Source organism: Paenarthrobacter sp. NPDC089322 (assembly GCF_040684895.1).
GTDB lineage: Bacteria > Actinomycetota > Actinomycetes > Actinomycetales > Micrococcaceae > Arthrobacter.
Genome location: NZ_JBFBGW010000005.1, coordinates 147,308 through 171,253, shown reverse-complemented (window position 1 = coordinate 171,253; position 23,946 = coordinate 147,308). Strand labels below are relative to the sequence as shown.

Genomic DNA, 23,946 nt, shown 5'->3' with positions numbered 1-23,946 from the left:
CAAGAAGAACCCCACCGCTTCTGCGGTGGGGTTCTTCTTTGCTACCATTTATCTATCGAATGGATAAAAACTGGGTAAAACCTTGCCCGCACGATCGAGGAGTCCCCATGACCGCAGTGCTGGTATTGATCCTGCTGGCCATCGCAGCCCTGCTGGGCTTTGTGGCGGGCGTTGGCAAGGGACGTAAGCAAGGGGCGGGCGGAGCCCAAGCCCGCGAAGCCGCCGCTTACCATGCGGGATTCCTCGCCGGACACCTTGCAGGGTGGAAGGATGCGAAAGCCCAGGGGTACCGAACCACTCCCAGGACCCGGATACAACCGCAGATTCACACACAGGCCCCGGCCGCTGCTGCGCCGGCCCCACCTGCGCCCCTCCGGCAACCGCTGCTCTTTCCCGCTCCGTCGACGCAGCCGCCGTCGTACGTTCCGGGTGGAGCGCAGGGCCGCCCGTCGGCACTGCGTCCGCAGCCCTTGACTGTTCCGCGGCCATCACCGCAGGAGTCAGCGGAGGCGGCAGCAGTCCGAAAGGCAAAACGAGACCAACAAAACATCAACATCACGCTTTACGTGGCCAGCTTGTTGCTCGTAGCGGCTGGAGCCTTGTTTTTGGGTACGAGTCTTCCGGAGCTCCTCCGGTTCGTGGGGATCTGCTGTATCACTGCCTTGTTCTACGTCTGTGGAATGGTGATCCACGCCCGCGTGCCCCGCTTGCGGCCAGCGGCTATCGCATTTGTCGGCACCGGCTTGGCGCTGATTCCTGTGACTGGGCTCGCTATGTATAACTTCGCCCTCCACAACGGTCCTGCGGCATGGCTCGTGACCTCGATCCTTGGAACGCTTGCTTACACGTACGCGGCCCTCCGCCTTGATAACAAGGTCCTGGCTTTCCTTTCCCTGACCTTCGTTATTTCCACTGCATGGTCCGGGGTGTCCGTCTTGGGCGGTGCCCTGGTGTGGTACTTCACGGCACTCATTGGTATGGCTATCCTGCTCACACTCATGGCCCTGTTGAGTCCAAGGTGGCTCCCTCCGCTCTTCCTCCGTCCAGTGATGACGCTGCATCCCTTCGTGGTGCCCCTGGTTGCGGTGGCCGTGACGTGCATGCCGCAGTTTCTGGCGAAGGGGGAGTACGCCATGGTGATGGCGATGTGTGGGATCTACTTCGCGGTGATGGTCTTCGTACCGCGGGCAAAATTCCGGCTCCAGCATTTCTATGCTTCGCGGACTGCCCTCACGTTGGCTGTACTCGGCTTGGTCTGGGATGTGTCCTCGGATGCCACGCACGTCATGCTGGCGGCGGTGGTTTGCCTCGGCGTCCAGTCGGTTGCTGTTGCGTTCGGCGGGAACAGGTTGGTTCCCCGCATCTGGTGGAACGACGCCATCTCCTGCTTGGCGCTCCAGGTCATCGGATCCGTGATCCTGATGGTTGTGCTGGCTCTTGGCTCATTTGATGTGCCGGCCTCCACGCCATTGGCCATCACCATGCTGTCTGCGATGGTGGCGGGCTGGAAGTTGGGTCACGGGGCAGAGTTTTCCCCGGCAGCGGTGCTCGGCGTGACCATTCCGTTCGTGGCTTTGCTGGGTGCGTGGCCGGTTTCGTTGCTCCTGTTGTCGGCGGCTGTGTATTGGTTCCTGCGAGCCATGGTTAGGCAGGCACCCTTCCACGGCTACTTGGTGCTCGCAGGACGCATTTCGTTGACAGGAGCCGTTCCGTTCGTTGTTGCCGGCCTCTTTGACGGAGCGGGCGACCGGGTGGCGTTTTCGCTCCTGGGATTGGTGGTGGCGGCGGGCATCCAGCAAGTGCTCGGCGCTGTTCTGGTGCGCATCGGCGTGACGACGCCGCGGCCCGATGTTTCGGCCGCGGGCTTCGGAGGGGTCGCGGTGGTGGGCCTCCTCATCTTGCCGGTCATCGAGGCCGGAAGCGGAGATGCGGTTGTGACGGCTGCTGTGATTGCGGTGGTTGCTGCAGCGTTGGCGTCGGGCGCATTGATGTTCCCTTACTCACGAGATCGCGGACCGGTCAGGCTGTGGCGTGCCACAGTTGCTGAGCTGCTGGCGCCGGCCATGTCAGTTGTGGCAGGGACCGTGGCGCTTGTTGCCGTGTCTCTGACGCTGGCCAACACTGTGGTCCTGGCAACGATCGCCTATCTTGCCGGAATGGCATTCCGGATCAACCCTTCCCTTCACCGCAAGTGCTATTGGTGGTTGGCGCGGGCCGCGGGCACTTTGCTTGCAGCATCGGTGTATATAGATGCGACCCGGCATGGACTGAGTCCGCGAATCGCGGGCGAGATTCCGTCAACCACCCTTGTGGTTGTCCTGGTTGCGGCCCTGCAACTGTGGCTGCCGCTGCTTTCAAACAGCCGGCGGCGTCACCCTCGTGCATCCGTTGTCGATGCCGGGGTTTTGGTGACGGTGATGGCAGCAGGCGCCATCGTCCTGACCATCACCTCCATAGTGGGTGAAAGAGGTCTGCGTGGCGATTGGCAGCCTGGAGTTGCCGCTGTTGTGACAGCCCTGGCAGCCGCAACGGCCGGGATCTTCCTGCGCGATACCAAGCAAGGGTGGGTTTTCGCTCCTGCGGCCCTGGTGCTGCTCCTGGCACTGCGGGCAGGGAACATCCGGGACGTGGAATTCCTCTTGGGCATCTTCGCCGCGTACGGCTGCTACATGGCGGCTTCGGTACGGCATCGTGTGGCCCGTGGCGCCTACTTCGCCGGTGTAAGGGTTCTGTCATCCGCCCTATTGGCTGTCATCGTTGGCGACCTCACGCATTCCCCGGCTGCTGTCTCGGTGACCATTGCAGTGGTGCTCATCCTGCAGCCTGCCGTGCCGTGGCTTCTACGGCGAAGGCTGCCCGATGTGCCTTTCCAGCGCGTGTCCGCGTGGGTTACCCTCGGGGCGCAGCTTGCCCTGCCTTTCGTCTATCTGCTTGGGCGAAATTACGACGACGGCGGTCGCTGGGTTCTTCTTTTCGAGCTTGCGCTCGTCCCGGCTGCCGCGGAAGTGGCGAGGCGTGTTCCAGGTGTCCGGGGAACCCGGTACTTGGGCGTGGTGGCTGTCACCACGGCCGTGGTCGCGGCGGGCCCGGCACTCATCTTCCCGTCGGTTACCTGGCTATCCCGGCCGTTACTGAGCGAGTCGCTGGTGCCGGTGGTGTTGCTCCTTCTTGCTGTGGCCACTGTTGTTGCGCGCTGTATCGGCCCGTCCCGGCATTCGGCCATCGTTACCGGTGCAGGCGCCGACGAACGGTGGCTCTGGCTGATCGCTGCGCTCACGTTCACTGGCGTGGGCGGTTTCCTGGCCCTGGATGTTTCCTCCGCCTTGACCGGTCTCGCCGCGTTGGTGTTGGCACTGGTGCTGTACGCGGCTTCCCATCTGGAAGGAGCGCCGTCCCTGTATGCTGCCGCCGCGCCCTTCACGCTGGTAGGAGCGGTTCCCGCCGTCGAAGGTTTGACGCAAAGTCTTCCAGGCAGCGTGTGGACAGCCTTCTTGCCGTGGCTAGTTGGAGGAGCTGGCAGCGCGGCGGGCATGTACGCGGTCAGGCGGTATGGGGCACCGGTCATTCTCCGTGACCCGTGGAGGAGGAATTCCCTTGCTGCCACGGCCGCCATCGGGCTCGCAGTTACCGCGATAGTAGGCCTGGTCCATGACGAAACCGCCATCCTCGGCACCGTGTTGGTTCTGGCCGCCGGGGCGCTCGTGGTGGTCGAGGCACCATACGGCAAGTGGGTTGTGGCCGAGGTCGCCGGCCTGGCTTTTGTCGCGGCCCTTCAAAGGTCGCTGTTGTTCGTGGATCGTTCCGTAGTGGAGTGGTTCTGGATAGCGCAGTGGTACGTCATAGCGGTCGCTGTTATGGCAGGGCTGCGCTACAACAGGGCCCAACGGAAAGAGGGGCGTCTACGGATGTGTCTCGCTGCCGGCCTGCTGTCCCTGACGTCACTGGGAACGGTCCTGGGTGGCACTGCGTCGCAGCAACTCTATGTGCTGGTGGCACATGTGGTCTTGCTGGCTGCCGGCTTGCTGCTGGGGGAGCGCGTACTGGTGTGGTGGGGTGCGGCGGGCACTGCCCTCAGCATCATGTGGGCTTTGCGTTCGTACGCCTATGCCATGTTGGCGCTTGTAGCCCTCGCACTGATCGTTCTTGCTGTGTGGCGTTTGAACCGTAACCCATCATCGCAGTTGGGGAAGGCAAACCCGGAGGCCCCTACCAGCGACGGACCACCTGCGCGGAGCCGCGAGGGAATCGGATAGTGTTGCACTCGACAGAGAGGAGCCCAGCATGGAATTCCTGATTTTCCTGGCAGTCATCGCGGCCATCGGTGGCGGCGTGCTGTGGGGACGAAAGTACTTCCGCAACGAGATCGACCGCGCCAAGCGCATCAACCGGGCCAACAAGAACAAGTAATCACGATTTAACCCGCCCGGGCTAAGGAACGTCGTGGTGTTGCTGGACGTGGTGGCGTGCGTGGTTGAGTGCACGGAACCAATAGAACGACTCCTTCGGCGTTCGTTCCAACGTTTCGAAGTCCACGTGGACCAAGCCGAAGCGCTGCGAGAAGCCCGCGGCCCACTCGAAGTTGTCCAGCAGGGTCCACACGTAATAGCCCCTTAGATCGATTCCTTCGGCGGGCCCTCCGGGGCCCGTCGCTGTCAGGGCGTGGCCCAGGTGGTCTGCGAGGTAGGCGATCCGGTTCGTGTCCTCCACCGGGCCCTCCACGTGCGACGGCTCGGGGAAGCTTGCGCCCCCTTCGGTGATGTACAGGGGAGGAAGCGACTCCCCATACCGTTCCTTCATCTCCTGGAGCAGCACCTCCAGCTGCTCCGGAGCCTCGGGCCAGCCAAAGCCGGTGGTTTCGTACTCCTGATACACCGCAAGGTGGAAGGGAACATTGACCATCTCCTCGGCCGTTCCTGTGGGAATCTCTGCCGGACCACGTCCTGAGGCCACCTTCAGGGGGTAGTAGTAATTGAGCCCATAGAAATCCAACGGCTGGCTGATGATGTCCAGATCCCCTTCCTGGACAGGGCCCAGGGAGCGGAACCAGGGCCGCATCGGCCACGGTGGCCTGGGGTATTGCCCCAAGAGCACTGCATCTGCGTAGATGCGGTTGAGAATGAGGTCCAGGGCTTCGGCCATGAGCCTGTCGGAAAGCTTGTTGGTGGCTGGACGAACGGGGGAGTGCATGTTGGAGATCCCTATCTCGCCTGCGACGCCGGCCGCGCGAAGTGCCTGCACCGCCATCCCATGGGCAAGCAGCTGATGGTGCGCGGCGGGCAAGCAGTCGAACAGCAACTCCCGGCCGGGGGCGTGGGCTCCCAAGGCGTACCCTTGCAAAGTCACCGAGACAGGCTCATTCACGGTGACCCAACGTTCAACCCTGTCGCCGAAGCGCTCTGCGGCCACCGAGCAGTATGCGGCGAACCGCTCTGCAGTTGCCCTGTTCAGCCAGCCTCCGGAATGTTCGAGGGGAAGCGGCGTGTCCCAGTGATACAGCGTGACCATGGGGGAGATGCCGGCGGCGAGGAGCTTGTCCAGCAAGCGATCGTAGAAGTCCAGGCCGCGTTGGTTGATGGCACCTTGACCGTCAGGTTGGATCCGTGGCCACGACAAGGAGAAACGGTATGAATCAATACCGAGCTCCTGCATCAGGGCGATGTCCTCGTCGGCGCGGTTATAGTGGTCGCAGGCTATGGCAGGGGAACTGCCGTCGATGATTGCGCCGGGCTTTTCGGCGAAGGCATCCCACCCTGACGGGCCCCGCCCGTCGGCCGTTAACGCGCCTTCGATCTGGAAGGCAGCCGACGCGACCCCCAGCGTGAACCCCGGGCGCAGGCGCGCTGCCAAATCTTCCACGGAACCCGTATCCCGGACGTTCATGATCCATCATCCACAGCCACAGGCCACCGTGGCAATGCTTCCCGTGGGGCCGATTGGCCTTTGCCCGTTAATTCCGGCATACTGGATGAGTTGTTCAAGCGCTTCTTCGTGTCCCGATCCGGATAATGCCGGGTGTCAGGGTCCAGGCTGAAGCCCAAACATAACCCTGAACCCCATGGAATGCGGTCGAGTTTGCGTGAAAATCGCGACACGCCCGACCGCGGGGGTCGGTGCGCCGGCAGGTTGAGGAACCCGGAAACATCCGGATTCAGCTTGTGCGGCGTGTGGTGGTACATCCTCAAACGCTTCGGCGGCCACATCAACAGGTAAGTAAACAGAGCAGCCCTAACTAGAGCAGCACTAGCTGAAAGAGAGTCAGGCGACATGGCGGGACAAAAAATCCGCATCCGGCTGAAGTCATATGACCACGAGGTCATTGATGTTTCAGCGCGGAAGATCGTTGAGACGGTCACGCGCGCAGGCGCAACGGTAGTCGGCCCGGTGCCGCTGCCGACGGAGAAGAACGTGTACTGCGTTATCCGCTCTCCGCACAAGTACAAGGACAGCCGTGAGCACTTCGAAATGCGTACTCACAAGCGTCTGATCGACATCATCGACCCCACGCCGAAGGCTGTTGACTCGCTCATGCGTCTCGACCTGCCGGCTGACGTGAACATCGAAATCAAGCTCTAGGGAGGTGCTGAGAGACTATGACCGCAACCCGTAACGTAAAGGGCCTGCTGGGCACGAAGCTCGGCATGACCCAGGTCTGGGACGAGAACAACAAGCTCATCCCGGTAACTGTCGTCCAGGCTGACTCCAACGTCATCACGCAGCTCCGCAACGCGGAGACCGATGGCTACGTCGCCGTCCAGATCGGCTACGGCCAGATCGACCCCCGCAAGGTCACCAAGCCGCTGGCTGGTCACTTTGAAAAGGCAGGCGTCACCCCTCGCCGCCACGTCGTCGAACTGCGTACCGCAGACGCCGCATCCTACGAGCTGGGCCAGGAGCTCTCCGTTGAGATCTTCGAAGCCGGCCAGAAGATCGACGTCGTCGGCACCTCCAAGGGTAAGGGCTTCGCCGGTGTTATGAAGCGTCACGGCTTCTCCGGTGTTGGCGCTTCCCACGGTGCCCACAAGAACCACCGTAAGCCTGGCTCCATCGGTGGCGCATCCACCCCGAGCCGCGTCTTCAAGGGTCTGAAAATGGCCGGCCGCATGGGCGCCGTGCGTCACACCACGCTGAACCTCACGGTTCACGCCGTTGACGTTGAGAAGTCGCTGCTCCTTATCAAGGGTGCCGTCCCCGGCGCCCGCGGCCAGGTCGTACTCGTACGTTCCGCCGTGAAGGGAGCCTAGTTAAATGACTAGCACTGTCAAGGTTGACCTGCCTGCAGAGATCTTCGACGTCCAGACCAACGTGCCGCTGCTGCACCAGGTCGTCGTCGCCCAGCTCGCTGCTGCCCGCCAGGGAACCCACAAGACCAAGACCCGCGCCGAGGTTTCCGGTGCCGGTCGCAAGCCGTTCAAGCAGAAGGGCACCGGCCGCGCCCGTCAGGGTTCCATCCGTGCTCCTCACATGACCGGCGGTGGCGTTGTCCACGGACCGACTCCGCGTGACTACAGCCAGCGCACCCCCAAGAAGATGAAGGCTGCTGCTCTCCGCGGCGCCCTCTCTGACCGCGCCCGCAACGGCCGCATCCACGTCATCGCTGAACTGGTGGCCGGCACCAAGCCGTCCGCCAAGGAAGCACTGGCCTCGCTGCGTGCAGTCTCCGAGCGCAAGAACCTGCTCGTTGTGATCGAGCGCGCCAACGACGTTGCTGCACTCTCCGTGCGCAACCTCGCAGATGTTCACGTTCTGTACGCAGACCAGCTGAACACCTACGACGTGCTGATCTCCGACGACGTGGTCTTCACCAAGGCTGCTTTCGAGGCGTTCGTCGCTGACAAGGCCAAGAACGAGGAGGCCTCCAAGTGAGCGTAACCACCATCAAGGATCCGCGCGACGTCGTGCTTGCACCCGTCGTTTCGGAAAAGAGCTACGGTCTGATCGACGAAGGCAAGTACACCTTCCTGGTGGATCCTCGCTCGAACAAGACCGAGATCAAGCTGGCCGTGGAGAAGATCTTCTCCGTCAAGGTTGACTCGATCAACACCATCAACCGTGCCGGTAAGCGCAAGCGCACCAAATTCGGCTGGGGACAGCGCAAGAGCACCAAGCGTGCCATTGTCACCCTCAAAGAAGGCACAATCGACATCTTCGGCGGTCCGCTCGCGTAGCGGAGACCACTTTAACGAGGAAATAAATTATGGGAATCCGTAAATACAAGCCGACTACCCCGGGCCGTCGTGGCTCGAGCGTAGCCGACTTCGCTGAAATCACGCGGTCGACTCCGGAGAAGTCGTTGCTGCGTCCGCTGCACAAGACCGGCGGCCGTAACAACACCGGTAAGATCACCACCCGCCACAAGGGTGGTGGGCACAAGCGCCAGTACCGTCTGATCGACTTCCGTCGTCACGACAAGGACGGCATCAACGCCCGCGTTGCCGAAATCGAGTACGATCCGAACCGTACGGCTCGCATCGCCCTCCTGCACTACGTTGATGGCACCAAGCGTTACATCATCGCTCCGAACAAGCTGTCCCAGGGTGACTTCGTCGAGGCTGGCCCCGACGCTGACATCAAGCCGGGCAACAACCTGCCGCTGCGCAACATCCCCGTGGGTACCGTTATCCACGCTGTTGAACTGCGTCCGGGTGGCGGCGCCAAGATGGCCCGCTCCGCAGGTGCCTCGGTTCAGCTCGTTGCCAAGGAAGGCCGCTTCGCGCAGCTGCGCCTGCCCTCCGGCGAAATCCGCAACGTTGACGTGCGCTGCCGCGCAACCGTCGGCGAGGTCGGCAACGCCGAGCAGTCGAACATCAACTGGGGCAAGGCCGGCCGTATGCGCTGGAAGGGCGTTCGCCCGACCGTCCGTGGTGTAGCCATGAACCCGGTTGACCACCCGCACGGTGGTGGTGAAGGTAAGACTTCCGGTGGACGTCACCCGGTCAACCCGAACGGCAAGCCCGAGGGCCGCACCCGCCGTCCGAACAAAGAGAGCGACAAGCTTATTGTTCGTCGCCGCCGTACTGGCAAGAACAAGCGATAGGAGCCTGGACACATGCCACGCAGCCTGAAAAAAGGTCCTTTCGTTGACCAGCACCTCTTTGTGAAGGTCGCACGGGAAAACGATAAGGGCACCAAGAACGTCATCAAGACCTGGTCCCGCCGTTCGATGATCATCCCCGACATGCTCGGGCACACGATCGCCGTACACGACGGACGCAAGCACATCCCGGTGTTTGTCACTGAGTCGATGGTCGGGCACAAGCTCGGCGAATTCGCTCCTACGCGGACATTCCGCGGCCATGTTAAGGACGACCGTAAGGGCAAGCGCCGCTAGGCGCCTGGCTTTACGTCTTAGACGAGAGAAGGAAAGCAATGGAAGCCAAGGCTATTGCGCGTCACATCCGCGTAACGCCTATGAAGGCCCGGCGCGTCGTCAACCTTGTTCGTGGCAAGCAAGCGAATGAGGCTCTGGCAATTCTGAAGTTTGCCCCGCAGGCAGCTTCGGAGCCGGTATTCAAGGTACTTCAGTCGGCAATGGCCAACGCACGCGTCCTCGCGGACCGTGACGGCGTTGCATTCGACGACAGCGACCTGTTCATCAGCGAAGCATTCGTTGATGAAGGCCCGACCATGAAGCGGTTCCAGCCGCGTGCCCAGGGCCGCGCCTACCGCATTAGGAAGCGGACCAGCCACATCACCGTGGTCGTCGCAACCCCGGAGAAAGAGGAGGCTCGCTAAGTGGGACAGAAAGTAAACCCGCACGGGTTCCGACTCGGCATCACCACCGACCACGTTTCGCACTGGTTTGCTGACAGCAACAAGCCGGGACAGCGCTACAAGGACTTCGTCCGCGAGGACATCAAGATCCGCCAGCTCATGTCCACCGGCATGGAGCGCGCCGGCATCGCCAAGGTCGAGATCGAGCGCACCCGTGACCGCGTCCGCGTGGACATCCACACGGCACGCCCGGGCATTGTCATCGGCCGCCGCGGCGCCGAGGCAGACCGCATCCGCGGCGAACTCGAAAAGCTCACCGGCAAGCAGGTTCAGCTGAACATCCTCGAGGTCAAGAACCCTGAGATGGAAGCACAGCTTGTTGCCCAGGGCATTGCAGAGCAGCTGACTTCCCGCGTGGCTTTCCGCCGTGCGATGAAGAAGGCCATGCAGTCCGCTCAGCGCGCAGGTGCCAAGGGCATCCGTGTTGCTTGCTCGGGCCGTCTGGGTGGCGCAGAAATGTCCCGCTCGGAGTTCTACCGCGAAGGCCGTGTGCCCCTGCACACTCTCCGCGCGAACATCGACTACGGCTTCTACGAAGCCAAGACCACCTTCGGCCGCATCGGTGTGAAGGTTTGGATCTACAAGGGTGACGTAACCGCCAAGGAACTGGCTCAGCAGGCAGCTGCCGCTCCGTCCCGTGGCCGCGCAGGAGACCGTCCGGGCCGCCCGGGTGGCGACCGCCGTCGTCGTAACGACCGTCCGGCAGCTGAGGCAGCACCTGCTGCCGTTGAAGCACCGGCCGCTGAAGCTGCTGCTCCGGCAGCAGAAGGAGGACAGGCTTAAATGCTTATCCCACGTCGAGTCAAGCACCGTAAGCAGCACCACCCGGGTCGTTCCGGCGCTGCAACGGGCGGCACCAAGGTCAGCTTCGGTGAGTTCGGTATCCAGGCCCTGAGCCCGGCATACGTGACCAACCGTCAGATCGAGTCCGCTCGTATCGCGATGACCCGCCACATCAAGCGTGGCGGTAAGGTCTGGATCAACATCTACCCGGACCGTCCGCTGACGAAGAAGCCTGCCGAAACCCGTATGGGTTCCGGTAAGGGTTCTCCGGAATGGTGGGTCGCAAACGTCAAGCCGGGCCGGGTTCTCTTCGAACTCTCCGGTGTCAATGAAGAGGTAGCTCGCGAGGCACTGCGCCTTGCAATCCACAAGCTCCCGTTGAAGGCACGCATTGTGCGTCGCGAAGGTGGTGAATAGAAATGGCAGTAGGGTCGAAGGATCTCGCACCCGCACAGCTGGACGGTTTCGACAACGAGCGTCTCGTTGAAGAACTCCGCAAGTCCAAGGAAGAGCTGTTCAACCTGCGTTTCCAGTCCGCCACCGGCCAGCTGGAGAACCACGGTCGCCTGCGTGCAGTAAAGAAGGACATTGCACGCATCTACACCGTTCTGCGTGAGCGCGAGCTGGGCATTCGTGCCGAGGTTGCCGCACCGGTTGTGGAAGCCAAGGAAGAAAAGAAGTCCAAGAAGGCTGCAGAGAAGTCTGAAGCCGGAGAGGACGCCAAGTGAGCGAGAAGGAAACTGTGACGGAAGCAGCAGCCAGCGCTGAACAGCGCGGTTACCGTAAGACGCGTCGCGGCTACGTTGTCTCTGACAAGATGGAAAAGACCATCGTTGTCCAGGTTGAAGACCGCGTGAAGCACGCTCTGTACGGCAAGGTTATTCGCCGCACCTCGAAGATCAAGGCTCACGACGAAGAGAACACCGCCGGCATCGGCGACCTCGTCCTCATCGCCGAGACCCGCCCGCTGTCCGCTACCAAGCGGTGGCGCCTGGTGGAGATCCTCGAAAAGGCCAAGTAAATCCGCTGCCGGGCATGCCCGGAGGGGATTCAGGAAAGGGTCCGCGTTCCTTGGGAGCGCGGGCCCTTTCCGCTTTTCTGCCGTTTCGGCTTGACGCAGGAAACGTGCTAAGATATTGAGTTTGTATGGCGCCTTATGTGCGTCATTCACCACCTCGTAAACAATCGTGCCACTGCATACTGCCCCGAGCAGGGTTTTCTGCAAGGGAAGCTGATGCTTGTGGCACGGGCGTTTAGGCCTGTTCTGGCAAAATCCAGGCAGGTCGAGAGACACCCCGATCAACCGTTCCGCAAGGCTCATTCCGTATGCATGATTTCGGTCTGAGAACCGGCGCGACGCAAGGAGTAAAAATTGATTCAGCAGGAGTCGCGACTCAAGGTCGCCGACAACACGGGTGCTAAGGAAATCCTTACCATTCGCGTTCTCGGTGGATCCGGTCGTCGCTACGCAGGCATTGGCGACGTCATCGTCGCAACCGTCAAGGACGCTATTCCGGGCGGAAACGTAAAGAAGGGCGACGTCGTCAAGGCTGTCGTCGTTCGTACCAAGAAGGAACGCCGCCGTGCGGATGGTTCCTACATCAAGTTTGACGAGAACGCAGCTGTGATCCTGAAGAACGACGGTGACCCCCGTGGTACCCGTATCTTCGGCCCGGTTGGTCGTGAACTTCGCGACAAGAAGTTCATGAAGATCGTTTCGCTGGCCCCGGAGGTGCTTTAGTCCATGGCTAAGATCAAGAAGGGTGACCTCGTTCAGGTCATCACCGGCGCCAAGCAGGAACGCGGCGGAGACCGCGGCAAGCAGGGCAAGGTCCTGCGCGTATTCCCCGCCACCAACCGCGTTTTGGTAGAGGGCATCAACCGCGTTACCAAGCACACCAAGGTCGGTCAGTCGCAGCGCGGCACCAAGACCGGTGGCATCGAGGTCGTTGAGGCACCGATCCACGTTTCCAACGTTGCTCTGGTTGACCCGTCCACCAAGAAGCCGACCCGCGTTGGTTTCCGTCTCGACACCGTTGAGAAGGACGGCCGTACCAAGACCGTTCGTATCCGCGTGTCCAAGGCCACCGGGAAGGACATCTAATGACTGAGACTCTCGAGACTCCAGTGAAGATCGTTCCGCGTCTGAAGACGAAGTACGCAGAGACCATCAAGAAGTCCCTGCAGGACGAGTTCAACTACACGAACGTGAACCAGGTTCCCCGCCTCGTGAAGGTTGTTGTGAACATGGGTGTTGGAGATGCCGCCAAGGACTCCAAGCTGATCGACGGCGCCGTCCGCGACCTCACCCTGATCACCGGCCAGAAGCCGCAGGTAACCAAGGCCCGCAAGTCGATCGCACAGTTCAAGCTGCGCGAAGGCATGCCGATCGGCGCACACGCAACCCTGCGTGGCGACCGCATGTGGGAATTCGTGGACCGTCTGGTATCGCTGGCACTGCCGCGTATCCGTGACTTCCGCGGCCTCAACGGCAAGCAGTTCGATGGCAACGGCAACTACACCTTCGGTCTGACCGAGCAGGTTATGTTCCACGAAATCGACCAGGATGCCATCGACCGCGTACGCGGTATGGACATCACTGTCGTTACCACTGCCAAGACCGACGACGAAGGCCGCGCGCTGCTCAAGGCGCTTGGTTTCCCGTTCAAGACTGAAGACTAACTACGTAACAGGTCCGGCAGCGCCGGCTCGTAAGAGCAAGCGCAGCGGAAACCGTTACGAGGAAGGGCTATAGCCCAAATGACTATGACAGATCCTGTCGCAGACATGCTCACGCGTCTGCGCAATGCAAACTCGGCATACCACGAGTCCGTGACCATGCCGTACAGCAAGCTGAAGGCACGCGTTGCCGACATCCTGAAGGCAGAAGGTTTCATCGCTGACTGGAAGGAAGAGGACGCAGAGGTTGGCAAGAAGCTGACCATCAGCCTCAAGTTCGGTCCGAACCGCGAGCGTTCGATCGCTGGTGTCCGCCGCATCTCCAAGCCCGGCCTCCGCGTTTACGCGAAGTCCACCAACCTGCCTCACGTGCTGGGTGGCCTGGGTATCGCAATCCTGTCCACCTCTTCCGGCCTCCTGACTGACAAGCAGGCCGGCAAGAAGGGCGTGGGCGGCGAAGTCCTCGCGTACGTCTGGTAACGGGAAAGGAAGAGAATAATGTCACGTATTGGACGTCTCCCCATCACCGTTCCTGCCGGCGTTGAGGTCAAGCTCGATGGCTCGGTCATCAGCGTCAAGGGTGCCAAGGGCGAGCTGAGCCACACTGTAGCCAGCCCGATCGAGGTTTCCCTGGACGAGAACACCCTGACGGTCACCCGCCCGAACGACGAGCGCAACTCGCGTTCGCTGCACGGCTTGACCCGTACCCTGATCGCCAACATGATCCAGGGCGTCACCGAGGGCTACGAGAAGAAGCTTGAAATCGTCGGTACCGGTTACCGCGTTCAGGCCAAGGGCGCTGACCTGGAGTTCGCTCTGGGCTACAGCCACCCGGTCAACGTCTCTGCTCCGGAAGGCATCACTTTCGCGGTAGAGGGCCCCACCAAGCTCTCGGTTTCGGGTATCTCCAAGCAGCAGGTCGGCGAGGTTGCTGCCAACATTCGCAAGCTGCGCAAGCCCGACCCCTACAAGGGCAAGGGTGTCCGTTACGCCGGCGAAGTCATCCGCCGCAAGGTCGGAAAGGCTGGTAAGTAAACCATGGCCATCGCAATTAACAAGAAGCGTTCGAACAAGAGCAAGTCTGCTGCCCGCAGCCGTCGCCAGCTTCGTATCCGCAAGCGCATCACCGGTACGGCTGTACGTCCTCGTCTGGTCGTCAACCGTTCGGCACGTCACGTATTCGTCCAGGTTGTCGATGACAGCAAGGGTGTAACCGTGGCTTACGCTTCCACCCTGGAAGCTGACCTTCGCGCATTCGACGGAGACAAGACTGCCAAGGCCAAGCGCGTTGGTGAACTCGTTGCCGAGCGTGCCAAGGCTGCCGGTATCGAAGCTGTTGTCTTCGACCGTGGCGGTAACAAGTACCACGGCCGCATCGCCGCCGTCGCTGACGGTGCCCGCGAAGGTGGGCTGGCACTGTGACCGCTGAAAATAACGAAAAGGACATTCAGGTGACTGAAGCTGTAGCTGCTGAAGCAACTGAGACCGCTGCCGCTACCGATGACCGCCGCGGCGGACGTCGTGGCGAGCGCGGCGAGCGTGGCCAGGGCCGCGGCGACCGTGGTGGCCGTGGTGGCCGCGATGGCGGCCGTGAAGCCGAGAAGAGCCAGTTCGTAGAGCGCGTTGTAACCATCAACCGCGTTGCCAAGGTCGTCAAGGGTGGTCGTCGCTTCAGCTTCACCGCACTCGTCGTCGTTGGTGACGGTAACGGACTGGTCGGCGTTGGCTACGGCAAGGCCAAGGAAGTTCCTGCTGCTATCGCAAAGGGCGTTGAAGAGGCCAAGAAGTCCTTCTTCCGCGTTCCCCGCGTTGGCAGCACCATCCCGCACCGCGTGCAGGGTGAGGCTGCTGCAGGCGTTGTCCTGCTTCGCCCGGCTTCCGCCGGTACCGGTGTTATCGCCGGTGGTCCGGTCCGCGCCGTACTGGAGTGCGTGGGTATCCACGACATCCTCTCCAAGTCGCTCGGTTCCTCCAACGCGATCAACATCGTCCACGCGACCGTTGACGCCCTGAAGCAGCTCGAAGAGCCCGCTTCCGTGGCTGCCCGCCGTGGCCTGCCGCTGGACGAGGTTGCTCCTGTTGCTCTGGTGCGCGCGCTCCAGAACCAGAAGGCAGGTGTCTAGTCATGGCTAAGAACCTGACTCCCTCCGACGCAAAGTTGGAGATCACCCAGATCAAGGGCGTCATTGGCGCCAAGCAGAACCAGCGCGACACCCTTCGGTCCCTCGGCCTGAAGCGCATCGGACACACCGTTGTCCGTGACGCCGACGCCGTGACCGTTGGAATGCTCAACACGGTTCCGCACCTCGTGAATGTTGAGGAGGCGAAGTAATGGCAGAGAACGAGACCGCTGAAAAGCAGAACGCCCTGAAGGTCCACCACCTGCGTCCTGCTCCTGGTGCCAAGACCGCCAAGACCCGTGTTGGTCGTGGTGAAGGCTCCAAGGGTAAGACCGCCGGTCGTGGTACCAAGGGTACGAAGGCCCGCTACCAGGTTAAGGCTGGCTTTGCCGGCGGCCAGCTGCCGCTGCACATGCGCCTGCCGAAGCTGCGCGGCTTCAAGAACCCGTTCCGGGTTGAGTTCCAGGTCGTGAACCTGGACAAGCTCAACGAGCTGTTCCCGGAAGGTGGCGCTGTTACCGTTGAGTCCCTCGTGGAGAAGGGTGCCGTTCGCAAGAACCAGCCCGTCAAGGTGCTGGGCACCGGCGACATCACCGTCAAGGTCGACGTCACCGCCCACGCTTTCTCTTCCAGCGCTGCTGAAAAGATTGCTGCAGCAGGCGGAAGCACCACTGCTCTCTAAGAGTCAGTGGAGCGGATTCCCGCTGTAAAAAGATCCCGGTACGCGGGGCTTCGGCCCCGTTTACCGGGATTTTTTTCGTGATTGTGGACTCTCGATTATTACGACGGCGTCACAAGCAGCTAGACTCGGTTGTTGGGTTTCATTGAGCCCATCCACATCCTTGTACTTTCAACTCAGGAGGACGCTTGCTAAGCGCATTCGGCCGGGCGTTTCGGACGCCTGATTTGCGACGCAAGTTGTTGTTCACGCTGGGAATCATCACAATCTTCCGCTTGGGAGCTTTCATCCCCTCGCCTGGTGTGAACTACCAGAATGTCCAGCAATGCTTGATTACCGGTGACACCTCGCAGGGGATTTACCAACTGGTGAACCTCTTCAGTGGCGGCGCGTTGCTGCAGGTTTCCGTTTTTGCCCTGGGCATCATGCCCTACATTACGGCGAGCATCATCGTGCAGTTGCTCCGGGTAGTCATTCCCCGGTTCCAGCAGCTCTACGAAGAGGGCGCATCGGGGCAGTCAAAGCTGACCCAGTACACCCGTTACCTCACCATTGCGCTGGGCCTCCTGAACGCAACCACGCTGGTGTCGTTGGCGCGATCCGGCCAGTTGCTGCCTGGCTGCAACCTGCCCATCATCCCGGATGAGAGCATCATCGCCACCATCCTGATCATCATCACGTTGACGGCCGGCACCGGCCTCATCATGTGGATGGGCGAGCTCGTCACGGAAAAGGGTGTGGGCAACGGTATGTCGCTGCTCATCTTCACCTCCATCGCTGCCAGCTTCCCGGGTTCGCTCGGTGCCATCTGGGAGTCGAAGGGCCCGGCGACCTTCTTCACCGTCCTTGCTGTCGGCCTGCTGACGGTCGCGCTGGTGGTTTTCGTGGAGCAATCGCAGCGCCGCGTCCCGGTCCAGTACGCCAAGCGCATGATCGGACGCCGCACCGTGGGCGGCACGAGTACCTACATTCCCATCAAGGTGAACATGGCCGGCGTCGTGCCCGTCATCTTCGCTTCCTCCATGCTGTACCTGCCGGGCCTGATTGCGCAGTTCAACCAGCCCGCTGCAGGAGAGCAGATGGCGCCGTGGGTTGAGTGGATCAACAACAACCTCACCCGTGGCGACCACCCCATCTACATGGCGCTCTACTTCGCCATGATCGTGTTCTTCACCTACTTCTATGTAGCCATCACCTTCAACCCTGAAGAAGTGTCGGACAACATGAAGAAGTACGGCGGGTTCATTCCGGGCATCCGGGCGGGTAAACCGACCGCGGACTACCTGCAGTACGTGCTTTCCAGGATCACCTTGCCTGGAGCCCTCTACCTGGGCTTCGTGGCGTTGATTCCGCTGGTGGCACTCGTCCTGATCAACGCCAACCAGAACTTCCCGTTTGGTGGCACGTCAATCCTGATCATGGTGGGTGTCGGCCTGGAGACCGTCAAGCAGATTGATGCGCAGCTACAACAACGTCACTACGAAGGGCTTTTGCGATGACGAGAATGCTGATCATTGGACCTCCGGGTTCAGGCAAGGGTACGCAGGCTGAACGGATTTCCGAGCGCCTCGGCGTGGTTGCCATCTCCACCGGCGACATCTTCCGTGCCAACGTCAAGGGTCAAACCCCGTTGGGCATCGAAGCGAAGAAGTACATGGACGCCGGGGACTTTGTCCCGGACAGCGTCACGAACAACATGGTTCGGGACCGTCTCAGCCAGGACGACGTGGAGAACGGTTTCCTGCTGGACGGTTACCCCCGGACCACCGCGCAGGTTGACTACCTCGACCAGATCCTCGCTGAAGGTGAGCAGGTGCTCGACGTCGTGCTCCAGCTGACCGCGGACGATGAAGAACTGGTGACCCGCCTCCTTGGCCGTGCGAAGGAAACCGGACGCTCCGACGACAATGAAGCCGTCATCCGTCACCGGCTGGACCTCTACCACGAGCAGACCGAGGCTGTAGTGGCAAAGTACGCTGAGCGCGGCATCCTCACGCAGGTTGATGGCATCGGCGGCATCGACGAAGTTACCGACCGCGTGCTGACGGCAATCGAGTCGGCAAAGGCTGTCTAAGCGGTTTTCCACATAGCCGGTCTTCCGGCGGTGGAGTGAAGGGTGTGTCCCGTACCATGGTGCGGGACACACCCTTTTTCGTTTCGCGGCAGAGTGTTGGGGGACCGCATGCAAACAGCTCTTTCAGGACGCAGCAGGATTGCGGGTTTGGAGGTGTATCTGCCTCCGGAGCGCCTGGACACTGCCACGGTCGAGCGGCGCATTGCGGAGTCAAGTCCTCACTTCCGGGTTCCGAAGGGCCTGATTGCCAGGGTCACGGGGATTCGTTCCCGGAGCGTCATGGCGGATTCCGAGCAAGCCTCGGACCTGGCAGCCAACGCCGCGGCCAAGGTCCTGGCTGAATGCGGGCTTCAGGCCCCGGACATAGATCTGCTGATCTTCGCGTCCGCGAGCCAGGACATGGTTGAGCCGGCGACCGGACACATGGTGGCCGCCAAACTGGGGCTGTCCTGTCCGGTGATGGACGTCAAGAATGCTTGTAACAGCTTCCTCAACGGACTCGAAGTCGGAGACGCGCTGATAGCTGGGGGCCGCTATGCCCGTATCGTCGTGGTCACAGGGGAGTCGCCGTCGAGGGCCGTGCGCTGGACGATCCCGGACTTCGAAACTTTCGCTTCCAGTTTCCCTGGTTTCACCATGAGCGACGGCGGCGCTGCCGTGCTGCTCGAAGCGGCGCCAACTGCCGGTATGGCGGCGAGTAGCGCCGATGCGCCGGAAGGAATCCTTGGCGTCGCCTTCACTGCCCGGAGCAGCCATTGGTCCGTGGGTACGCTCGCGGCAGGTGGTTCAGCGCATCCCCGTGATCCCGAAGCCGGGTACTTCAGCATGGACGGAGAAAAGCTCAAGGACGCTTTTCTGGATCTGGGCTGTGATGTTCTTGACGAAACCCTGGCCCGGTTGGCGCTGCGATGGACTGATTTTGCTGTGGTCTGCGTACACCAGGTCAGCGCGCCGTATCGCGAAATTTTTGCTGAAAGGGCCGGCGTACCCCGGGAGTTGTTGGTCCCCACGGTGGAGGACTTTGGGAATCTCGCATCCGTGAGCCTGCCCCTCCAACTTAAGCTTGCCGTCGACACTGGCCGTTGTGGTCCCGGTGACCTCGTGGCGTTGGTCGGTCTTGCCGGGGGAGTGAGCCTTGGTATGGCAGTGGTGAGGCTATGACGGCAACACCTACCCGTGGGCTGTGCGTCGTCGTGCCGATGCTGAACGAAGAGAAGCTGGTGGCGCAGACCCTGGAGTCGTTGCGGGCCCAGGAGTATCAGGACTTCACCACCGTGGTGGTGGACAACGGTTCCACGGATCGCAGCTGCCAACTCGTGGCAGAGTATGCCGCTGCCCACCCCGCCATGGATCTCAGGCTGCTGCATGAGCCGGAGAAGGGCACGGGCGCGGCCGCGGATACCGGAATGCTCTTTGGCGTTGAGCATGGGGCCACGTGGCTTGCCCGTACGGACGCTGATTGTTTGGCCGCGCCCGACTGGACGGCGCACATCATCGCGGGCTTTGAGTCCGGCTTGGAAATGATCGCCGGCCGGCTGGTGCCGCGTTCTGACGAAGGGATCACCACGTGGGAACGGAAGATGATGCTGCTGGCCGTTGAGGTCGCCTCCTTTTTCGGACGGATCAGGCCCGGCAATCAAGGTGAGGGGTACTTGGGTCCCTACCAGATGCTTCCCGGCTGCAACATGGCAATCACCGCGGACATGTACCGTCGGTCAGGTGGGTTCCCACGCACCAGGATTGAAGACCTCCATGAGGACCGCGCCCTCTCCAACCAAGTTCGCCGGTTGACCCGCAACTACGGCTTACGGCGGGATGTTCTGGTGTATGGGTCCTCCAGACGTGTGAAGGCTTGGGGCCTCAAAAACACGCTGGCGTGGTACGCGGACCACAGATACCGACCCGAGCACGTGGATATCAGGTGACGTCCGCCGAGCCTGCCAAGCCAGCAGAGCGCGCCAAGCCAGCAGAACAGGCAAAGACCCCACAGCAGGCCAAGACTGCAGAGCAGTGGGAGCGGCGGGTGCAGCTTGGTGCCCATCCCGTGTTGTATCCGTTGATCCGAGGACTCGGCAGCTTGCGGCCCGTGCTTCGCCTGCCCGGACTTGGTGTGTTGGTCAGCGACGCCGCCTTGATGCGGCAGGTGCTCATGGACCATGAACGTTTCGTAAAAGACGGGCCGTCAGGTTCGGGCGCGCTGTGGACACCGGTGGTGGGCCCGCGTGCGCTGGTGAACATGGACGGCGCCGAACACCGGCAGCTGCGGCGGCGGCTGGCGGATCTGTTCACGCCGGGGTCGGTGGCGGGCATTGTGGAACCCGCCGCGTCAGAGTTGAATGCACGGATCAACGGGGAGTTGGACGCCGACGGTTGCGTTGACCTGGTGGATTGCGTCAAGGAGCTTGCCGGCGGAGTTATCTCGCGTCTTCTGGGGGTCCCGGACGACGTACCGGGACGGCTCCCCAACAAGGAGCTCTTCAATCTGGGCTCCTCCATCTCCTCCCTGGTCCGCTTGGGGCGTCCAACGCTGACGGTGAGGCAAGTGGCGAAGGGGAGGTCCGCCGTCGAGGTTTTGTCCGCTCCAGCCCGAACGGCTTACAGGGAGAGCGACCCTCTAACATTTCCGGGGCGTTTGCGGGAACTTGGCATGACCGAAGAAGAGGCCATGGGTATCATCAGCGCGTTCGTCATGGTGGGAACGGAAACATTGGTGTCCTTTATCCCGCGCTTGGTGGCATTGCTTGCTGACGGCGGCCGCCTCGAAGGCCTGGCTGAGGATAGGCAGGGCGTCCCTGGCGCAATAAATGAAGCGCTGCGCTTCACCGTACCTTCGCCGATGATGCTGCGGGATGCTGTTGCCGCATCGAATCTTGGCGGTACCGCAATCAGGGCAGGAGACCGGATCCTCCTGTCCACGGTGCACGCGTCCAAGAGCCTGGGCACGTTCGACTCCGGGCAGCCGATACCTCCGCAGGCACGGCAGCTGTGGTTTGGCGCAGGGCCGCACTTTTGCATCGGGATGCCCCTCGCCATGGCCGAGATCAACGCCACCTTGACGCTGCTGCTGGACAGGTATTCCCAGCGCCCGTGGTCCATCGTGTCCCGGCGCGTGAGCACGCGCGTGCTCATTCCGGGCTACCAAAGATTGGAGCTTGCCAATGCCCGATGACGTCACACCGGGGAGGACGCTCCAGGACACAGACCTGATCGCGGCAGTCTACGAGGCCGCTGAGCGCGTTCCCGACAACCTGGCCATCACAGCCCCGGGCAAGGAACGCCTTGCCAAGATGCTTAGCTGGGGGAAGCTGCAAGATAAGCGGGTCCACGCCGGTCCGAGCATCACCTACCGTCAGCTCCTGGACGGAATTGAAGCCACGTCGAGGCGCCTTCGCGAGGACGGGTTCGGGCGTGGCGAACGGATGTTGTTCTCCGTCCGCCCGAGCCCTGCTGCTTTCATTCTGGCGCTGGGTGCAGTGCGTGCCGGGGGCTCCGTGGTGTTCATCGATCCGGGCATCGGTCCTTCGCTTTTCCGTGACCGGGCCGGGTTGGCGGGGCCGCGTTGGGCGGCTGCTGAATCCCTCCTTTATGCGCTCAGCACCAAAAGCCCTCTCCGCATACTCGCCCGCAGGCGGGGGTTGCTCTTGCCGGACTACGGTGCCATGGATGTCCGCCACTATTACTCCGGACCTTGGCTTCCTGGTGTGCCGCGCGGTGCCACGCCAGTCAAGCATCTGGCCATGTCGCGGCCACCTCATGAGGAAGGTGTCACGACCGCAGCCGGAAACCATGCGGCCCAGGAAGCCGTCATCATTTTCACTTCAGGCACCACCGGCGCCCCCAAGGGTGTGGTCCACACGCGCGGATCGCTGGCGGCCGGGTTTGAACAGCTCACCAGGAGATGCACCTTCCGCGAGGGCGACCGCATCCACTCCGAGCAGCTGATGATGGGCCTGCCTGCGCTCATTGCAGGAGCGCATTGGACCATGCCGGGGTATGGTTTCTCGGCGCACATCGATCCGCTTCGTTTGGCAAGCGAACTTGGGCCGGTGGTCGGCAATGCAGGTTCTTACGACGCCGCCACGCACCTTTTCCTGGTCCCTTCCCAATTGGCGCCCATCCTGGATGCGGTTGAGGACGGCAGCGTGACGCTCCCGTCCTCGCTGCGAACCGTGATGCTCGGCGCCGCCCCGGTCCTGGCCCCGTTCTTGAAGCGTGCCACCCATCTGCTTCCCGGCGTCGACTTCAAACTGATCTATGGCATGACCGAACTGTTGCCGATCGCCATCGCCGACGGACACGAGAAGCTGGCCTTTGCTTCAGGAGCCGAAGCCGAATTCACGGCCCCGGATGGCAGCGGAGAAGGTGACTTCCTCGGGGAGCCGCTACCCGCCGTCGGAATCCGGATTGCGGAAGACCGCGAGCTGTTCGCACGTGGGCCCAACATGTGCGCCGGTTATCTCGGTGAAGAACCGATGGTCGAGCACGGCACGGGAGACTTGGTGCGACTGGACCACGGATCAAACGGCCCTGGTTCAGGTTCCGGGAGGCTGGTGATGATCGGGCGCAAGAAGGACATGATCATCCGCGGGAAGACCAACATCTACCCGGCACTGTACGAACCTTTGATCGCGTCGCTTCCCGGTGTACAGCAGGCTTTGATGGTTGGAATTCCTGACGGGATCGGCGATGAAGCCGTATGGCTGGCCGTTGTGCCGCTCCAGCGTGAAGAACCTCAACGGCTCAAAGCGATGCTGCGACGACAGCTGCCCAAACTCATCGACGAGTCAGCGCTTCCCGACCACGTCGAAATCGTGGATCAGCTACCCGTGAGCGGGCGGCACAAGAAACCCGACCGCGAGGCGCTGCGTCGGCTTTTCGCCGAGTCGGGCGTTGACGCGAGTGCCGGAGAAGGCGCATGAGGATTGCAGTGACAGGCGCCACGGGGTTCATTGGTGGCGCCGTGGCAGCCGCGGCGGAATCCGAAGGCTGGGAGGTGATCCGCTTCGCCCGGCATCACGGAGAAGGACTGACGCATTGGGACATCAGGGGCTTGCCCCCCGCACGCTTGCCTCATGTGGACGCGGTAGTTCATGCAGCAGCACTCGTTGCCGACTGGGGCGACTCAAGGGCCTTCCATCACGCCAATGTGCTGGGGACCCGCGCTGTAGTTGAAGCCTTTGCAGGGACTCGCCTGGTGCACATCTCCAGTTCAAGCGTCTACCCCTGGTGGCGGCCGTGCGTTGACAGGGGTGAGGAAGAAGTAAGTACGAACCACCTGAATGCCTACGCACGCAGCAAGGCGCTCGCCGACGTCGAAGCCCGCAGCCACGGTAACGCCGTTGCCCTCAGGCCCCATGGCGTCTATGGCTCCGGTGACCGGACCTTGCTGCCCCGGCTCATCAACAACATCCAGCGGGGCCGTTTGCTCACTGTGGGACATCCTGGTGTCCAACATCAGCTGACGAATATAAGCAACCTCGTAGCCGCGGTGCTCGCGGCCTGCCGCGCCGAGCTTCGGGGAGCGGTCAATGTGGCCGATGCCGAGCCCGTGCTCCTGGCAGATGTGCTCCGCCAGGTGCTGGATGAAACAGGCCATCCTCAGACGCGGATCCGGTACATTCCTTGGTCGGCCGCGATGGCGGTGGCGGGAGCATCCGAGGCTTTGGCGTTGTGTACCGGCCGGGCACCGCGGCTGACGAGGTACGCGGTGAGCCAGTTGGGCCAGGACCGTACCTACCGCTTGGACCGGCTCCGCGAGGGCCCGGGAGTGGAGCCAATTTCGACCACGCTCGCTGATGCGGGAAAATGGTTGGAGCGTGGGGCCTGATCGGCGCCCACAG

At 62.0% G+C, this 23,946-nt stretch carries 30 protein-coding genes; 29 read left to right on the top strand and 1 reads right to left on the bottom strand.

Annotated features, from left to right (window positions below; all coding sequences use genetic code 11):
* The first annotated feature begins 107 nt into the window (after nt 1-107).
* A complete protein-coding gene (locus AB0N65_RS08050) occupies nt 108-4,253 on the top strand; it encodes a hypothetical protein (protein WP_364159903.1) in 4,146 nt (1,381 codons plus the stop codon).
* A gap of 28 nt (nt 4,254-4,281) precedes the next feature.
* Nucleotides 4,282-4,407 carry a hypothetical protein gene (locus tag AB0N65_RS08045; protein WP_364159901.1) on the top strand — a complete coding sequence of 42 codons (126 nt, stop codon included), beginning with the start codon at nt 4,282-4,284 and terminating at the stop codon, nt 4,405-4,407.
* A gap of 21 nt (nt 4,408-4,428) precedes the next feature.
* Here the strand turns inward: AB0N65_RS08045 and AB0N65_RS08040 are convergent, their stop codons facing one another.
* The gene (locus AB0N65_RS08040; protein WP_364159899.1) at nt 4,429-5,880 is read right to left on the bottom strand and encodes a GH1 family beta-glucosidase; all 1,452 of its coding nucleotides are present in this window, start codon (nt 5,878-5,880) and stop codon (nt 4,429-4,431) included.
* Nucleotides 5,881-6,264: 384 nt separating this feature from the next.
* Between AB0N65_RS08040 and rpsJ the strand changes: the two genes are divergently transcribed.
* The 27 genes from rpsJ to AB0N65_RS07905 all read left to right on the top strand — a co-directional run bounded on the left by rpsJ (nt 6,265) and on the right by AB0N65_RS07905 (nt 23,933).
* Nucleotides 6,265-6,573, top strand: a complete 309-nt coding sequence (gene rpsJ, locus AB0N65_RS08035) for a 30S ribosomal protein S10 (RefSeq protein WP_003803825.1) — start codon at nt 6,265-6,267, stop codon at nt 6,571-6,573.
* A 17-nt stretch (nt 6,574-6,590) separates the two neighbouring features.
* The gene (gene rplC / locus AB0N65_RS08030; RefSeq protein ID WP_364159897.1) at nt 6,591-7,241 is read left to right on the top strand and encodes a 50S ribosomal protein L3; all 651 of its coding nucleotides are present in this window, start codon (nt 6,591-6,593) and stop codon (nt 7,239-7,241) included.
* Between the two features lie 4 nt (nt 7,242-7,245).
* Nucleotides 7,246-7,863, top strand: coding sequence for a 50S ribosomal protein L4 (rplD, locus tag AB0N65_RS08025; protein ID WP_223933977.1), 618 nt, complete (start codon nt 7,246-7,248; stop codon nt 7,861-7,863).
* Complete coding sequence (gene rplW, locus AB0N65_RS08020; RefSeq protein ID WP_011775593.1) at nt 7,860-8,165, top strand: 50S ribosomal protein L23; 306 nt, start codon at nt 7,860-7,862, stop codon at nt 8,163-8,165. The genes rplD and rplW overlap by 4 nt, the downstream gene beginning before the upstream one ends.
* A 29-nt stretch (nt 8,166-8,194) precedes the next feature.
* A complete protein-coding gene (gene rplB, locus AB0N65_RS08015; RefSeq protein WP_021472409.1) occupies nt 8,195-9,034 on the top strand; it encodes a 50S ribosomal protein L2 in 840 nt (279 codons plus the stop codon).
* 12 nt (nt 9,035-9,046) lie between these two features.
* Entirely contained in the window at nt 9,047-9,328 is a 282-nt protein-coding gene (rpsS, locus tag AB0N65_RS08010; protein ID WP_011775591.1) for a 30S ribosomal protein S19, read from the top strand.
* A gap of 38 nt (nt 9,329-9,366) precedes the next feature.
* A complete protein-coding gene (gene rplV / locus AB0N65_RS08005) occupies nt 9,367-9,732 on the top strand; it encodes a 50S ribosomal protein L22 (protein ID WP_090817766.1) in 366 nt (121 codons plus the stop codon).
* Nucleotides 9,733-10,554, top strand: coding sequence for a 30S ribosomal protein S3 (gene rpsC, locus AB0N65_RS08000; protein ID WP_364159894.1), 822 nt, complete (start codon nt 9,733-9,735; stop codon nt 10,552-10,554).
* Nucleotides 10,555-10,971 carry a 50S ribosomal protein L16 gene (gene rplP / locus AB0N65_RS07995; RefSeq protein ID WP_076801229.1) on the top strand — a complete coding sequence of 139 codons (417 nt, stop codon included), beginning with the start codon at nt 10,555-10,557 and terminating at the stop codon, nt 10,969-10,971. It begins immediately after the preceding gene.
* A 2-nt stretch (nt 10,972-10,973) separates the two neighbouring features.
* A complete protein-coding gene (gene rpmC / locus AB0N65_RS07990) occupies nt 10,974-11,282 on the top strand; it encodes a 50S ribosomal protein L29 (protein ID WP_364159891.1) in 309 nt (102 codons plus the stop codon).
* A complete protein-coding gene (rpsQ, locus tag AB0N65_RS07985; protein ID WP_070350367.1) occupies nt 11,279-11,575 on the top strand; it encodes a 30S ribosomal protein S17 in 297 nt (98 codons plus the stop codon). Before rpmC ends, rpsQ begins: the two co-directional genes overlap by 4 nt.
* A 351-nt stretch (nt 11,576-11,926) precedes the next feature.
* Complete coding sequence (rplN, locus tag AB0N65_RS07980; protein WP_043119386.1) at nt 11,927-12,295, top strand: 50S ribosomal protein L14; 369 nt, start codon at nt 11,927-11,929, stop codon at nt 12,293-12,295.
* A gap of 3 nt (nt 12,296-12,298) precedes the next feature.
* On the top strand, nt 12,299-12,658 hold the full coding sequence (gene rplX, locus AB0N65_RS07975; protein WP_347108073.1) for a 50S ribosomal protein L24: 360 nt from the start codon (nt 12,299-12,301) through the stop codon (nt 12,656-12,658).
* Nucleotides 12,658-13,236, top strand: a complete 579-nt coding sequence (gene rplE, locus AB0N65_RS07970) for a 50S ribosomal protein L5 (protein WP_364159888.1) — start codon at nt 12,658-12,660, stop codon at nt 13,234-13,236. The genes rplX and rplE overlap by 1 nt, the downstream gene beginning before the upstream one ends.
* Nucleotides 13,237-13,314: 78 nt before the next feature.
* Entirely contained in the window at nt 13,315-13,713 is a 399-nt protein-coding gene (gene rpsH, locus AB0N65_RS07965) for a 30S ribosomal protein S8 (RefSeq protein WP_364159886.1), read from the top strand.
* Between the two features lie 18 nt (nt 13,714-13,731).
* Nucleotides 13,732-14,268 (top strand): 50S ribosomal protein L6, encoded by a 537-nt coding sequence (gene rplF / locus AB0N65_RS07960; RefSeq protein WP_364159884.1) that lies wholly within the window; start codon nt 13,732-13,734, stop codon nt 14,266-14,268.
* A gap of 3 nt (nt 14,269-14,271) precedes the next feature.
* Nucleotides 14,272-14,655, top strand: coding sequence for a 50S ribosomal protein L18 (gene rplR, locus AB0N65_RS07955; protein ID WP_364159882.1), 384 nt, complete (start codon nt 14,272-14,274; stop codon nt 14,653-14,655).
* A 29-nt stretch (nt 14,656-14,684) separates the two neighbouring features.
* Entirely contained in the window at nt 14,685-15,356 is a 672-nt protein-coding gene (gene rpsE / locus AB0N65_RS07950) for a 30S ribosomal protein S5 (protein ID WP_364159880.1), read from the top strand.
* A gap of 2 nt (nt 15,357-15,358) precedes the next feature.
* On the top strand, nt 15,359-15,565 hold the full coding sequence (gene rpmD, locus AB0N65_RS07945) for a 50S ribosomal protein L30 (RefSeq protein ID WP_347108066.1): 207 nt from the start codon (nt 15,359-15,361) through the stop codon (nt 15,563-15,565).
* On the top strand, nt 15,565-16,035 hold the full coding sequence (gene rplO / locus AB0N65_RS07940) for a 50S ribosomal protein L15 (RefSeq protein ID WP_364159877.1): 471 nt from the start codon (nt 15,565-15,567) through the stop codon (nt 16,033-16,035). Before rpmD ends, rplO begins: the two co-directional genes overlap by 1 nt.
* 185 nt (nt 16,036-16,220) lie before the next feature.
* Nucleotides 16,221-17,531, top strand: a complete 1,311-nt coding sequence (gene secY / locus AB0N65_RS07935; protein ID WP_364159875.1) for a preprotein translocase subunit SecY — start codon at nt 16,221-16,223, stop codon at nt 17,529-17,531.
* A gap of 5 nt (nt 17,532-17,536) precedes the next feature.
* On the top strand, nt 17,537-18,106 hold the full coding sequence (locus tag AB0N65_RS07930; protein ID WP_364160009.1) for an adenylate kinase: 570 nt from the start codon (nt 17,537-17,539) through the stop codon (nt 18,104-18,106).
* Nucleotides 18,107-18,214: 108 nt separating this feature from the next.
* Nucleotides 18,215-19,267, top strand: coding sequence for a ketoacyl-ACP synthase III (locus AB0N65_RS07925; protein ID WP_364159873.1), 1,053 nt, complete (start codon nt 18,215-18,217; stop codon nt 19,265-19,267).
* Nucleotides 19,264-20,031 (top strand): glycosyltransferase family 2 protein, encoded by a 768-nt coding sequence (locus AB0N65_RS07920; RefSeq protein ID WP_364159871.1) that lies wholly within the window; start codon nt 19,264-19,266, stop codon nt 20,029-20,031. The genes AB0N65_RS07925 and AB0N65_RS07920 overlap by 4 nt, the downstream gene beginning before the upstream one ends.
* Nucleotides 20,028-21,275 carry a cytochrome P450 gene (locus tag AB0N65_RS07915; protein WP_364159869.1) on the top strand — a complete coding sequence of 416 codons (1,248 nt, stop codon included), beginning with the start codon at nt 20,028-20,030 and terminating at the stop codon, nt 21,273-21,275. The genes AB0N65_RS07920 and AB0N65_RS07915 overlap by 4 nt, the downstream gene beginning before the upstream one ends.
* The gene (locus AB0N65_RS07910) at nt 21,265-23,025 is read left to right on the top strand and encodes a class I adenylate-forming enzyme family protein (RefSeq protein ID WP_364159867.1); all 1,761 of its coding nucleotides are present in this window, start codon (nt 21,265-21,267) and stop codon (nt 23,023-23,025) included. Before AB0N65_RS07915 ends, AB0N65_RS07910 begins: the two co-directional genes overlap by 11 nt.
* Nucleotides 23,022-23,933 carry an NAD(P)-dependent oxidoreductase gene (locus tag AB0N65_RS07905; RefSeq protein WP_364159865.1) on the top strand — a complete coding sequence of 304 codons (912 nt, stop codon included), beginning with the start codon at nt 23,022-23,024 and terminating at the stop codon, nt 23,931-23,933. The genes AB0N65_RS07910 and AB0N65_RS07905 overlap by 4 nt, the downstream gene beginning before the upstream one ends.
* Nucleotides 23,934-23,946: the final 13 nt, after the last annotated feature.